A 12686-nucleotide genomic window follows, 5' to 3' on the forward strand; every position below is an offset into this window, starting at 1 on the left:
GCCCCACGCTACCTGCACCCAAACCCACGTGATCCCGCTGGATCGCCTCACGTCAGACGTTCCGCGCTCCCGCGCCGATCGTCACTCTGCTTTATTATTTCAGCCACTTCTTAACAAGGACGCCACGCATCTTCGCCTGCCGTCCGGCGCTGTCTCCCGCCTCAATCCAATGTGAACACCCCACCCCACGCCCGCTCCAGCATCTTCAGCGAAGCAACCTTCGGCTGCTCGTTGAACTCGCAATAGGAGGAGATGAAATCCAGGAGGTACTTGGGATGGTAACAGGACGCCAGCGTATCTCCTCTGTACTTTCGGTCGTAGAACAGGTGCAAATCATCGTCCACCAAGTCTATCGCGACCGAGCGGGCGTAGGACTCGAAGATGCGCAGATATTCATCTCGCGACGGGTTATTCACATATATCTTATATTTGAGGCGCCGCAGGCCAGCTTCGTCGGAGAGCTCCCGCGGCGGAATGTTAGTCGAGAAGACGACGAGCTCGTCGAACGGCACCTTGAACTTCTTGCCTGTGTGCAGCGTCAGGAAGTCGTATCCGCGCTCAAGCGGAACGATCCAGCGGTTGATGAGAGCTTGAGGCCGGTCCTGCTGGCGCCCGAAATCATCGATGATGAACRCGCCGCCCGATGCCTTCAAATGCATCGGTGCCTCATAGGCCCGCGATGCGGGGTTATATGTGAGGTCGAGCAGATCGAGCGTGAGCTCTCCACCCGTCTTGATAACGGGCCGCCGGCATTCGACCCATCGCTGGTCGGTCTTCGCGTTCGGTTTGCTCGTCGGCTCTCTCACCGCCTGGTGCGTCGCCTCGTCATAGAAGCTGATGACATAGCCACCGACCTCGATGGCGTAGGGCACCCAGATCGTCTGGATGAAGAGCTCGGAAGTCCGCTCTGCAATGCTGGTCTTGCCATTACCAGGAGGACCGTAAAGGAGAATGGATCGGCCCGAATTGACCGCCGGTCCCAGCTTCTCGACCAGTGCCGGGGACAACACCAGCCCGTCCAGGCTTCGGATGAGCCGCTCATAGGTGACGCGTTCGTGATGGATGGACTGCAAACCGATCTGGCGACAGAAGGCATCGAGCGACACCGGCGCCGGGCCGATATACTCCGACTGCCTCAGCGCCACCTGCGCGTAGTCCAGGCCCTTTGACGAGAGCGCGTAGCGGATGTCGGACCTGACGTCCTCACCAGCAAGCCCGCGCGCCTCGAGATAGGACAGCTTCACCAATTCCTTGATGAGCAGGTTCGTCAGCACCTTCGACAGCTTCATCCGGTCGGCGAGGTGCGAAGCCGTCACCGTGTCCTGCTCGGTCGCGCATTTCGCGGCAAGCCGGAACAGGAACGACGGTTCCAGCCCGGTTTCTTCAAGGCTTAGCGGCACCACCGGCATGCGCGGGTCAAGCGCGATGGCAAAGTCTTCTCGGTCTTGACTGGGCGAATACTGCATGAAGCCTCACTCCTACTTAGCCACCCGGTCTCAAGCCGGTGAGCAGGCCTATGACGCGAAGGACGATGGGGACGAGTACGATGATAAGACTGACAGGGAACAGGAAAGCGCCGAGCGGCAAGAGCATTTTGATCGGCAGTGCATTGGCCTTTTCCTCTGCCCGCACGATCCGCAGATCGCGCATTTCCTTGCTGTAGACACGCAGCGTCTGGGTCACACTCGTCCCGAGTTCCTCCGACTGACGGAAAAGCACCGCGAGCGAGCGCGCTTCGTCGATCCGCAAACGCGTCGCGAGGTTGGTGAGGGCCTCGCGCAGTCGACGGCCACCGCGCACCTCCAGCATCATGATCGACAGGTGAAGGCCGAAATCCTGGCGTTTCTGGACGAATTCCCGGGCGACGCGGTCCGCTGCCGCCTCAACGCTCATGCCTGCGTCCAGGCATACAGTCAGCATATCCATGAAGTCTGGAAACAGCCGCCGATACTCCCTTTCCTTGGCGTCACCCCGCCGGTCGATGTAGATGTTCACCAGCATGAAGGTGGCGGCGGTCGCAATCATGGCGATGACCAGGATCGCAGGCCGTGACATCTGCGGAGCGAACCGATCCAAAGCCCAGGCCGCTGCGACCATGACCACGCCGCAAAGGAGTGCCCGTATCACCTGAAATACGGTCACCGCTTGGGCGCCGAAATAGCCGGCGCGGATCAGCCGGTTCTGTGTGGAGTTTGCATTTTGGTCGCGCCGGGTAATTTCGAAGTAGCGGCGGATCAGGCGGTTCTCCGCCTCTCCCAGGCCGAGAAGGGCGCCTTCGGTGAACTGGAGGTCGTCGACACCTGCCTTTGCAGTCGTCTCCGATAGACGCACGCCAACTTCGCGTCGACGAAACACCAGCTCCGAAGTAACGCCGGCAAATATCATTACGRCGAAGAAGACGACGATGTAAATTCCGTACTCGCCCATGGCGGCCTCAGTATTCGAAGTTGACCATCTTGTAGAGAATGACGTTGCCCACAACCATAATGGCGACGAGTACCGCGACGATGGTCGTTCCATGGCCGCTTGCCCAAACCGGATCGAAGTAGGTTGGTGCCAGCGTCTTGATCAACGCGTAGAGGAGGAATGGATAGGCGGACATGAAAATCGCCGTGATCCGCCCTTCCGACGAAATCGCCTTGACCTTGGCCTTCAGCATCGTACGGTCCCGCAGCGTCTTTGAGAGATTCTGCAGGATTTCGACCAGATTGCCGCCCGTACCCGCCTGGACGCTCAAGGCGATTGCCAAAAGATTGAGATCTTCCGCGCCGACGCGGAGGCTCAGATTTACCAGCGCGTCATCCAGGGTGGTGCCGTAAGTCAACTCGTCGGAGAGCAGGCCAAATTCCGTCCCGACCGGATCGGGCAATTCGCGCGCCACGAGAGAAATCGCCGCAGGCAGCGGATGACCTGCGGACAGGCTGCGATTGGCAACGTCGAGTGCTTCAGGAAGCTTGAGGGTAAATTTGCGGATCCGGTTGGCCCGAGTCCGCCAGACGACAATGACTGGAACGAGAAAGCAGATCACCAGGAAGACGAATATCTGGACCAGGATGCCAGGAAGCAGGAACCTGACCGCAAGCCAGACCAGAACCGCACCGGCGATCCCATAGAGCGCAAACCGCTGCGCGTCGAACTTGATGCCTGACTGAGTATAGAGTTGCCGAACACGCTGGACGAGCGGCAGGGATCGCCATTCGCTGTCGACGCCACGCGCTTTCAGCATTGCGCGGTAGGTCTTGAGGTGGTCCTCGCTCGCATCGAGCAGGCCCAGCCGATCATTGACGGCGCGCTGGCGCTCGGTCTTCCGGAAGTAGCTGCGCAACAGCGCCTCGACGGAAACCAGCGATGCGACGAAGACTGCGGCGTAGAGGAGCAGCAGGTTCACGGTTCAATCACCCCCGTTTGCAATGGTCTTCCCGGATCGAATATCGCCGCAGGAAGCATGATTCCGAGCTGCGCGAATTCCTCGACGAAGCGCGGTCGAAGGCCGGTGGCACGAAACTCCCCGTGGATGCGGCCGTTCTCGTCGGTGGCAGTTCGCCTGAACCGCATGATCTCCTGCATCTGCACGACCTCGCCTTCCATGCCGGTTATCTCGGAGATCGAAACCACTTTGCGGCTGCCGTCACTCAAACGTTGAACCTGAACAATGATGGTGATTGCCGAGGCTATCTGCGAGCGGATGCTTTGTTGCGACATGGGCATGCCCGCCATACCGACCATCTGCTCAAGCCGGCCGACCGCATCGCGCGGCGTGTTGGCGTGAATGGTCGTCATCGAGCCTTCGTGGCCGGTGTTCATCGCCTGCAGCATGTCGAAGGCCTCTTCGCCGCGGACTTCGCCGACGATGATGCGGTCAGGCCGCATGCGCAGCGCATTCTTCAGGAGCTCGCGCTGGCGCACTTCGTTGCGTCCATCGAGGGTCGGCGGTCGCGTTTCCAACCGTCCGACATGTGGTTGCTGCAGCTGCAGTTCGGCCGCGTCCTCGATGGTGATCAGGCGTTCGTTGGCCGATATCTGCGAAGACAGGGCGTTAAGCAGGGTCGTCTTGCCCGAGCCGGTACCTCCGGAAACGACCATCGACACCCTGCCTTTGACGGCGGCGCTCAGCAGGATCCGCATCGCATTGGCCATGGCGCCATACTCGACCAGACGCTCAAGCGTCAGCGGCTTGCGGGTGAATTTGCGGATCGAGACGAGCGGTCCGTCGACCGAGATCGGCCGGATGGCGACGTTGACGCGCGATCCGTCCTTCAAGCGAGCGTCGACCAGCGGCGTCGCTTCATCGACACGGCGCCCAACAGCGGAAACGATCTTGTTGATCACCCGCAGCAGGTGATCTTCGTCCTTGAAACGCACCGCCGTGCTTTCGAGCTTCCCCCGCCTTTCGACGTAGACGCTGTTGTAGCCATTGATCAGAATATCGGCGATGGAGTCGTCAGCCAGCAACGGCTCTATGGGCCCGAGCCCGAGCATCTCGTCAGTGATGTCGCGGATCAGGTCGCTGATTTCCTTCGCATTGAGTGGGAAATTGTTGCGTCGGATATAGTCCTTGACCAGCGGCCTGATTTCGGTGGCGATTTCCTCGTCGTCCATCGTGTCGAGAATGCCGAGATTGATGCGATCGAGCAGGTATCGATGCAGATTGACCCGCTCCGCCACCATGTCGAGCCCGAGCGACTCCTCGAGCCCCGCACTGGCTGCAGCGCCGGCGGCCTCTGTACCGTGTATCGAGGTAGCTACCGCCACGGGCATTGAGGTGGGCTCGGGAGCCTCCCGAACGTTTTCGTCTGGCTGCTGCTTGTAGAAACGTCCAATGAACCCGGTTGCCATTGCTTCCCACCTTGTTCGGCTATTCGACGATCACCGTCGCTCCGACCCTCACCCGCTCGTAGAGATCGATGATGTCGGCGTTGCTCATGCGGAAACAGCCGGAGGATGCAAACTGCCCGACCGTCGACTGCTCATTCGTTCCGTGGATGCGATAAAGCGTGTCAGCTTTCCCCCGGTAGAGATAGATGCCGCGGGCACCGAGGGGATTGAATGGGCCGGGAGGCACCAATTCCGGCAGTTCCGGTGCGCGTGCCTTCATCTCGGCCGGCGGCCGCCAGTCGGGCCATTCGGCTTTTCTCCCCACCTTCACCACGCCGCTCCAACGGAAGCCGTCGCGGCCGACCCCGATCCGATAACGGATCGCGCGGTTACCGGAGATGACGAGGTCCAGCGTCCTTGCCTCGCTGGCAACGACGATCGTACCGGCCGGGTAGGTTCTGTCGATCGATACGACCGTGCTCGTTTTCGGTCCGAGACTGCGTGGTACCGTTCCGCCAGTTGCCATAGCCTGCGGCGCAATTGCAAGGACACCCAGAAGCGATACGGCCGGCGTCCATCGAAGGAACCTGGCGACCCCGTCGCCTCGCCCTGGTGATCTGATGCTGGCGCGCAGGAATGCCCTCATCTGACGAGCGCCCCAAGCTTGCCAACGGCACCACAGAATGGAGAGCGAGAATTGACCTCGTGGGGCAGGACGCCGCGATTTACCGCCTCGCTCAGCGTATCCCAATCATACGGAATGATGTGTGCGTGCGTGTCCTTGAATACCTTGTCGACCTGTTCGCGGCGCACGCCAAGGCCAAAGAGCTTGGTGCGGTATTTGTTGATCACGACCTGAATGCCATCCGCGCCGCCGCGCAGGCGTACGAGACGAGCAAATAGATCCTTGGCCTGATGGAGCGATGGGATCGTCATTTCAGTGACGATGGAAATGCTGTTGACTGAGGCCAGTACGTCGCTCTTCCATGGCGTTTCATAGTAAGGCACGTCGATGACCATGTGGTCGCTCTCGAATGCCGCGACATCAAGCATTCGCAGCGCCAGTTCGGCGCCCTTCGGTTCCAGCAATATGGAGGGTTGCTTGAACGACAGCAGCGTGAACCCGGCCGAATGCCGCTTGCGAACGAGATCGATAAATTCGAGATCGACACGCCCTGGGTTCGCGACAACGGCCCTCAGATCGTAGTCGTTGACGAGATTGAGATAGTAGCCGAGGGCCCCGGACGAAAAATCCAGATCGAAGAGGCCAACACGCGGCGCAACGCCTTTCGTCGGCTGCGCCAATATTTGTGCAAGCGAAGATGAAATCACGCTCGCCCCGGCACCACCAACTGCAGCGACGATCGCGTGCACCCGGCTCTCGTTGCCGCTGACGCCCGGCGCATGCGTCGAGATCATGTCGATCAGAGCGCGGCGCTCCAGTGGCTTTTTCAGCCAATCATCGCCGTTCAGGCGAAATAGCAGCCGCATCAGTTCATCGGACAGAACCTCGGATACGACGACCATTGGAACGTTGCGATGCTTGGCGCGGAACTGAGTGATTTCCGGCCGGGAAAGGACCTCGCCATTATCGACATCAAGCACGATCAAGTTGAACTGTGTCGGATCAACCTTCCCGGCTTCGCCAAGTGCGCTCAACGACATATGGCGCGCTTCATAGCGCGAAAGCGACCCAAACGTATCCAGCATGAGGCTCGCCGCCGCCGCATCGTCGGAGAGAACGAGGATCTTTATGGTCGTTGTAAAGTTCATGTGTGCGGTCATCTCGCTTCCCCACGCAGAATTGAAGGGCTCAGCAGCTTGAACATGTCTTGAGGTCTTCCGTCGTCAGAGTCACCGGATGGGCGGGAACTTCGATCCGATTTAATCCCAGCAAAGCGCCGAGAAGCGGCAGATCGAAAGTGACGCCGCGCACTTCCAGCCGCATGGTCAGCACAGGCCCGTTCGGCCGTCCCCAATATCCCAGACCGGAGCGTTGATAGGTGACCACGACGTTCGCCGGCTGGATACGCCAGTTGATGTCGCAAATGCCTGGGTTCGGGTCACCCGCCACCCCACAGACGCCGTCGCTGCCCATGACAATCCGGGTTAATGCCGCGCTGCAATTTGCGAGATTCGGTCCGCAGGTCGACGATATCGTCGCATCATTCGGCGTCGCATCGCCATTATAGAGAGGGTTGTTGGCATCTGTCGGAAAAACGGCGGCGAAGTTGTTCGTCAGCGGATCTGAGACGGCTGCGAGACGGGCGCCGGCCTGCAGGGCCTTAACCGTCTGGTTCCATTGCGACATGGCATAACCGAACTCAACGAGTGCAGAAATCGCCAGAAGCACGAGCGGCAGCGATATCAGGCCTTCGGTCAGCGTCACACCGCGCTGGTCTTGCCAGAAGGAAATGGGCGATCGAAGGCTTACCATCCGATGTACCTCTCCTGGTGAGAGGAGCGGATTGTGATCGCATCGATGCCGAGCCAGGAAAAAATAGGCGAGCTCCGGTAGACATGTGCAGTCTGGACGGTAATCGTGCCGTTCGCGTCCACTGGCGTAATCGTGATGTTGGTGAGGGCCGGTCCCCAACCGGGTACACGCAACGCAGCGTTTGCGGCCGGGGTTTGTGTTCCATAGAAAGCAATCAGCTTGGCAGTCGTCGTATCGCAGGTTGCGTCGTACGTTCCCGAATCCGGTCGGCATCGAGCGAGATAGCGGCCGGCGTCCCTCAGACCGGCGTCGATCTGCATCCGTTCCCAGAAGATGTTACCGAACTCGAGGATACCCGCAGCAAAGAGGGTAACGAAAGGTATGGCAACCAACGCTTCGGTCAGTACGGCTCCGTCATCGCTGTGGCGGAAACGATTAAGGACGGAGTTTCGCAGCGCGATCATCATCTGACCAACTCCGCTTCTTCGCGAAGGAACTCGTCAAGGGTGCCGCGCCCACCCTTGCCGCTGATGTCGATCATTTCCAGCGAGATATAGCGCTCATTGCTCTCCTTGACCGCGGGCTTTGTCAGGAACATGCGCGCGAAGGCGATCGCCTTCGTCGCCTTGTGGCCATTCAAATGCCCGACCGACTTCTCGTAACCGCAATTGACGATCGCGGAAAAGATCTCGCGTCGATCGCCATATTCATCGGCCGTGTAGTTCGAAAGCGCCGGCCCCGAATAGCATTGTCCGCCGGTTCCAGGGGTGCCTTTCTCGCCGCTCGCCGAAGCATGGCTGATCAGCGACGGGTTGTTGAGCTCATAGCGATAGACATCGTAGGCCGACGGGCGGCTCGGCAGCCCTGTGGCGCCACTGGGATAGCTCGAATAGTTACTGAGAACGGCGGTGACGGACGGCGCCGAGCCACCCTGCGCAACGTTCCAATAGGTATTGTAATTCCAGTTGTTGGCCGTGCTGATCTTGCCGCCGCCCATTGCCGTCATGGTGGCGCCGTAGCCGAGTGGCACCGCCTTGGTGACGTCTCCGATCGCGCCTCCGGAGGTGACCGGGTTGTACGTGTCGCACTTCTTGTTGGCGTTACCCGTCTGGCTCTGCGCAGAGCGCACATTTTGCGCCGGGCGATAGCGCGCGTCGTTGCTAACCTTGTTGAACGATGAAGAATAGAAACCAAAGCGGGTGTTCACACCGTCCTCAACAGGCCCAGCCTTGGCGCCGGTCTCTGTGTCGAGGTTATCCTTGGTGTAGCAGGTTCCGGGGTTACCCGTCGCCAGGGCATCGGCCAGCACGGACGCACCATTGCCCAAAGGGGTCCTCAGGAAACCGAAGTTGCCCGGCCCCGGACTGGAAGACGACGTACTGTGCAGCTCGATCTGGACACCATAGAGATTACCGGCCGCAAATTTGGTGTGTAACTGCTCGGCCGCCTGCTCGCTGACAGTCGCACTGCTGTTGCCGGCCGGCTCATAAGGATTGCAGATGAAGATCGGTGTTACGTCGCAGGCGCTGACCCGGTACGCCGCCACAGCGTCGGCCGACACGTTGATCGTAGAGCGTGTGACACCAACGGGGACCGGGAAGATCGTCTGCATGGCCTGGTTCTTGGCGGTGACCCAGGCATAGCCGGCGTCGTTCGGATTCGTCGTGATCATTGCCGCCGTTATGGGGTCATCGTCGTCGCCCGCGAACGTGCCGTCGCCGGGGATGCCCTTGAGAAACCTGACGGTCACCGTACTGGCGGTATCGTCTCCGGCCTTGTAAGCAACCGTGATGTACGAACCGAGCGACATGCCACTGCCGCCGTTGCCGAAGGCGGCAGTATTGGCAAGCTTTTCGATCGCGGCCTGCGCCCGCGTGATCGAATCGTTCCGCCCGTCAAGTTCTCGGGCTCCCGTCAGAGCCATGGCATCGACCGCGCTCTGAAGATCCGTATGGAGATTGGCGCTGCGGCCAACGTCAATGACGATGAGAGAGACGCCGAGCAACAACGGCATGGCAATGAGCGTCAACGCAATGACGTAGCCTCGTCGGTCTTCCCAAAACCTCTTGATCGTCCTGTGCAACATAGACACGCCTCTCCGATCGCGGCGGCTCACCGTCGTGACACTTTGTTCTTATTGCATTCCTTTCAGGGGCCTTCCCCGCCTGCCTGCTATGCCATCACGGTCAATTTGCCGTTCCGCTATAACCGTTCGTGCCCATGGGCGGTGTGGCCGTCGGCAGGATCACCGCCGTTGGCATCGCTGCACCTGCGCTCGGGCCGGCGCCGTTATAATTCCGCATGACCTTGTCGATCGTCTTGCCGTCCATGGCGATTCGCGTGTTCTGCGCCACCCTCGGAAAAGGATCCTGAATATGGATGGCCTTATTGGCCTCCACGGCGTTGCCAGCCCCGAAGGTGATCGTATCCCGGTGGTTCATGTAGTCGGCGCAACCCGAAACGAGGCTGGTCGCCGCCAAGACCAGGACCAGAGGCGCGCGCTTATTTCTTAACAACAGCAACGACGCCTCCCGTATCGAGATCAAGCCTGTGGCCATAGGGACCGGTGACGCCTTCGCCATTGCGGAAGCGGCGAAGCATGTCCTTGTCGACTTCCAAAACACCAAGTGCAAAAAGCTCCGCATCGTTGGAGGAACGCGTCTGGTCGAGCGGGCTATAAAGCGCCTCACCCGGCGCCGCCGGGCGGACGATATGCGGGGTTACGACGATGACGAGATCGGACTCCCGTTTCAAGAAGCTTGTCGAGCGGAACAAGGCTCCGATCACCGGCAACTGCCCCAACCCGGGCAATTGCTGGATATCTTTCGAGTTGACCGACTGCAGCAGGCCCGCCAATGCGAAACTTTGACCATCGCGCAGCGCCACCGTCGTTTTCGCAGCGCGTGAGATAAAGCCGGGATTGCCGTTGACGTTGATCGATGTATCGATCTCGGAGACTTCCGGCTCGACCTTGAGACTGATGAGCCCCCCGTCGAGCACAACTGGTGTAAAGGTCAGCCGTACACCGAAAGGACGGTAATCGGTCTGCGTCGCCAATGTCGCGCCGTTTGCCACGGTCGTCTGGATCGGCACTTCACCACCGGCGTGAAAGCTTGCGGTTTCGCCGCTCATCGCAATCAGGTTTGGTTGGGCAAGTCGCCGCACCAGTCCCTTTTGCTCCAACGCATTGATGACGACATCGATCTGGCCGCCGGAAATCTCAAGGACTTTGGCGATCAACTGTCCGAACGGTTGCATGCCGGTTGCCGCACCGGCTGCATCCGTAAGGGTGCGGACGAGTGAGCCGTCCTTTACGTCGATCCCCTGACTGGTCGTCGCCTTGCCGATACCGTTTCGGCCGTGCCCTGACCAGCCGATACCCAGGTCGCGTCCGGTCTGGCGCGAAGCCTCGATCACCCGAACCTCGAGCATGACCTGTTGGGAATCATTGACACGCAACTGGTTGAGAACGGGCTGGTCCGAATAGGACTGCGCAATCTCCAAGACGCGTTGTAGCTCCGTCGCATCCCTCACCACGCCGGTCAGGCGTATACGATCATTAGAATTGATCACGCGAACCTGTGATCCGGGCGAAGCCGCTCGGATGGCTGACGCCACCTCGGTGAAGTCGCTGGCGACACGGATGTCGATGACGCCAAGCAGTTTCTTGTCGTCGCCATAGACCGAGATGTTTGTGGCCCCGGTCTTTTTGCCGCGAATGAAGAGAGACTTGTCGGAAAGCGGTACGACATCGATAAGGTCGGCACTACCAATTACCAGATCCCCGAACGCTTTGCCGGTGGTGATCGTCAGCGTATCGTTCGGCGGTAGTACGACATGTTGAACCGATCCGCCGAGAGTGACGAATTTTTCCTGCGCCGCCGCCGAACCGACTAGGACAGGCCCAAAAAAGGCGCTGCCCGAAATAATCGCGACCGTCGCTGCCAGGATCCTGCGTCTTGCCGCGTGTCTTATGCTTACCCTCATTCCCGCCAAAGCCCCCTCTCCTCGAAGCTGGCCCTGCCCCTCATCCAGGGCAGGTTAATTTCCAAGTTCCTGGATCTGCCCAACCCGGTATTCGTCCCGTTTGGTTGCGCTCCAGACGCCGACGGTTGCCCACTTCGGTTCTACCGGCAAGACCGGCTCGACACTGCGCTCCACGATTTGCACCTGTTTTTCGCCCTTGGGTGCATTCAATTTGCTTTCGACGGAGTTGATCCTGCCATTGAGGTCCTCGCCAACCTTGCGAACCATGCCTTCGATCAGGTCCAGTCGGCCGTCGTCGGTATTCTGCGTGAATTCGGCAGCCATAGGTCCACCGCCCAAATCCGCCACCGTGACCGGCCTGGTCTGCTCGACTGAAGCAGAAGCGATATTGCGGAGTGCGAGCGAGAGAGTGCCGATATTGGTGCCCAGCGTCAGACGTTGCGCCTCGTCGGTCGTCACTTCGAACGTGACGGTTTTCACCACCGACGGCTCGTCCTTGCGTTCGTCGGCTGTCTGGTCGACGGCAAGTACTTTTACACCCTGCAACAGCACGTCCACCGAGGTCTGCTCGTTGCCGTTCTTGGGGTCGCGGATGATCCGGGTCAGGAGTACGTCAACCCGGTCCGAGGGGCGAACGAAGCCCGCAACGCCGAGTACGTCGTTGACGCGAATGGAAACCGCCTTCATCCCTTGGTCGAGGGCCGCCGACAGGGTGGCGCGCTCACCGGCGCCGGTAATCTTTGAAGTCAGCACCGGCTCGCCCGGATCGATCGCTTCCATAGCATATCGCGGCTCATCCTTGTCTCCGAGCACCGCCTGGATTGCATCGAAGGAGCCGTCCGGTCTTTCATCGGATGGCCACGGAATGGCCTTCAGGTTCTCGGGTCGCACCCGGTCACCGAAACGCATGGCCTTGGCGGCGACGACAAGAGTTTTTTCCGATTGTTTGACGCCACCGTTCGCGGCAAGACGTGCCCGCTCCCCAGCAAGATAGGTGCGTGTGGCGAAGACCGCTGCAAGGGCAAGAACAAAGGCGATTGCGAGACTAATGATCGTCGAAAAACGCATTGCCGATACTCACAAATCCGAAAATAAACTCATGCTTAAATGCTAATTTAGAAGAGAGGGGTTAATAAACCCCCCTCCTCTTGGGCGATGTCATGCAGCGGGAGGAGCACTGACGGTGGTAGTCCACCAGGTCCCCCACGAAGTCCATGCGGCACTGAGGTTCGTTCCTGCGGCGGTCACAGCCACAATCGCGCCGCCGATAAGCAGGCCAAGCAGGATCAGGTATTCAGTCAGCGCCACGCCTTCTTCTTCCCGCGCGAAAGCGCGTACTTCAGACAAAAGTGCTTTCATCGAGAATTACCTCCAAATATTCTTTGATTGCGCGACCGTTTTATTTTATCCGGCCCCCGCATGTCATCGAGACCGCCTCTCCGACTAA

General features: G+C 59.7%; 13 protein-coding genes. All 13 read right to left on the reverse strand.

What is annotated here, in order from left to right:
• Positions 1-161 precede the first annotated feature (161 nt).
• The 13 genes from AB4Z53_RS23960 to AB4Z53_RS24020 all read right to left on the reverse strand — a co-directional run bounded on the left by AB4Z53_RS23960 (position 162) and on the right by AB4Z53_RS24020 (position 12598).
• Positions 162-1466 (reverse strand): AAA family ATPase, encoded by a 1305-nt coding sequence (locus AB4Z53_RS23960; RefSeq protein ID WP_441597972.1) that lies wholly within the window; start codon positions 1464-1466, stop codon positions 162-164.
• A gap of 16 nt (positions 1467-1482) precedes the next feature.
• Positions 1483-2427 carry a type II secretion system F family protein gene (locus tag AB4Z53_RS23965; protein ID WP_441597973.1) on the reverse strand — a complete coding sequence of 315 codons (945 nt, stop codon included), beginning with the start codon at positions 2425-2427 and terminating at the stop codon, positions 1483-1485.
• Between the two features lie 7 nt (positions 2428-2434).
• The gene (locus AB4Z53_RS23970; RefSeq protein WP_441597974.1) at positions 2435-3388 is read right to left on the reverse strand and encodes a type II secretion system F family protein; all 954 of its coding nucleotides are present in this window, start codon (positions 3386-3388) and stop codon (positions 2435-2437) included.
• On the reverse strand, positions 3385-4758 hold the full coding sequence (locus tag AB4Z53_RS23975; protein ID WP_441598027.1) for a CpaF family protein: 1374 nt from the start codon (positions 4756-4758) through the stop codon (positions 3385-3387). The genes AB4Z53_RS23970 and AB4Z53_RS23975 overlap by 4 nt, the downstream gene beginning before the upstream one ends.
• Before the next feature lie 97 nt (positions 4759-4855).
• Entirely contained in the window at positions 4856-5341 is a 486-nt protein-coding gene (locus AB4Z53_RS23980) for a L,D-transpeptidase (RefSeq protein WP_441597975.1), read from the reverse strand.
• A gap of 116 nt (positions 5342-5457) precedes the next feature.
• Positions 5458-6600 (reverse strand): pilus assembly protein, encoded by a 1143-nt coding sequence (locus AB4Z53_RS23985; RefSeq protein WP_441597976.1) that lies wholly within the window; start codon positions 6598-6600, stop codon positions 5458-5460.
• A 28-nt stretch (positions 6601-6628) separates the two neighbouring features.
• On the reverse strand, positions 6629-7252 hold the full coding sequence (locus AB4Z53_RS23990) for a TadE/TadG family type IV pilus assembly protein (protein ID WP_113537409.1): 624 nt from the start codon (positions 7250-7252) through the stop codon (positions 6629-6631).
• Positions 7246-7716, reverse strand: a complete 471-nt coding sequence (locus tag AB4Z53_RS23995) for a TadE/TadG family type IV pilus assembly protein (protein ID WP_113537474.1) — start codon at positions 7714-7716, stop codon at positions 7246-7248. The genes AB4Z53_RS23990 and AB4Z53_RS23995 overlap by 7 nt, the downstream gene beginning before the upstream one ends.
• Entirely contained in the window at positions 7716-9338 is a 1623-nt protein-coding gene (locus tag AB4Z53_RS24000; protein WP_441597977.1) for a TadE/TadG family type IV pilus assembly protein, read from the reverse strand. Before AB4Z53_RS24000 ends, AB4Z53_RS23995 begins: the two co-directional genes overlap by 1 nt.
• A 100-nt stretch (positions 9339-9438) precedes the next feature.
• The gene (locus tag AB4Z53_RS24005; RefSeq protein ID WP_441598028.1) at positions 9439-9771 is read right to left on the reverse strand and encodes a pilus assembly protein; all 333 of its coding nucleotides are present in this window, start codon (positions 9769-9771) and stop codon (positions 9439-9441) included.
• Positions 9755-11239, reverse strand: a complete 1485-nt coding sequence (locus AB4Z53_RS24010) for a type II and III secretion system protein family protein (protein WP_441597978.1) — start codon at positions 11237-11239, stop codon at positions 9755-9757. The genes AB4Z53_RS24005 and AB4Z53_RS24010 overlap by 17 nt, the downstream gene beginning before the upstream one ends.
• 54 nt (positions 11240-11293) lie before the next feature.
• Positions 11294-12307, reverse strand: a complete 1014-nt coding sequence (cpaB, locus tag AB4Z53_RS24015) for a Flp pilus assembly protein CpaB (protein WP_441597979.1) — start codon at positions 12305-12307, stop codon at positions 11294-11296.
• A gap of 90 nt (positions 12308-12397) precedes the next feature.
• On the reverse strand, positions 12398-12598 hold the full coding sequence (locus AB4Z53_RS24020) for a hypothetical protein (protein WP_441597980.1): 201 nt from the start codon (positions 12596-12598) through the stop codon (positions 12398-12400).
• Positions 12599-12686: the final 88 nt, after the last annotated feature.

The sequence above is a fragment of the Ensifer sp. 2TAB8 genome, assembly GCF_052115125.1.
Lineage (GTDB): Bacteria > Pseudomonadota > Alphaproteobacteria > Rhizobiales > Rhizobiaceae > Ensifer.

Coding starts and splice junctions, on each gene's coding strand:
- AB4Z53_RS23975 (WP_441598027.1), bottom strand. CDS start 4,758: ATGCCCGTGGCGGTAGCTACCTCGATACACGGTACAGAGGCCGCCGGC.
- AB4Z53_RS23980 (WP_441597975.1), bottom strand. CDS start 5,341: ATGGCAACTGGCGGAACGGTACCACGCAGTCTCGGACCGAAAACGAGC.
- AB4Z53_RS23985 (WP_441597976.1), bottom strand. CDS start 6,600: ATGACCGCACACATGAACTTTACAACGACCATAAAGATCCTCGTTCTC.
- AB4Z53_RS23990 (WP_113537409.1), bottom strand. CDS start 7,252: ATGGTAAGCCTTCGATCGCCCATTTCCTTCTGGCAAGACCAGCGCGGT.
- AB4Z53_RS23995 (WP_113537474.1), bottom strand. CDS start 7,716: ATGATCGCGCTGCGAAACTCCGTCCTTAATCGTTTCCGCCACAGCGAT.
- AB4Z53_RS24000 (WP_441597977.1), bottom strand. CDS start 9,338: ATGTTGCACAGGACGATCAAGAGGTTTTGGGAAGACCGACGAGGCTAC.
- AB4Z53_RS24010 (WP_441597978.1), bottom strand. CDS start 11,239: ATGAGGGTAAGCATAAGACACGCGGCAAGACGCAGGATCCTGGCAGCG.
- cpaB (WP_441597979.1), bottom strand. CDS start 12,307: ATGCGTTTTTCGACGATCATTAGTCTCGCAATCGCCTTTGTTCTTGCC.
- AB4Z53_RS24020 (WP_441597980.1), bottom strand. CDS start 12,598: ATGAAAGCACTTTTGTCTGAAGTACGCGCTTTCGCGCGGGAAGAAGAA.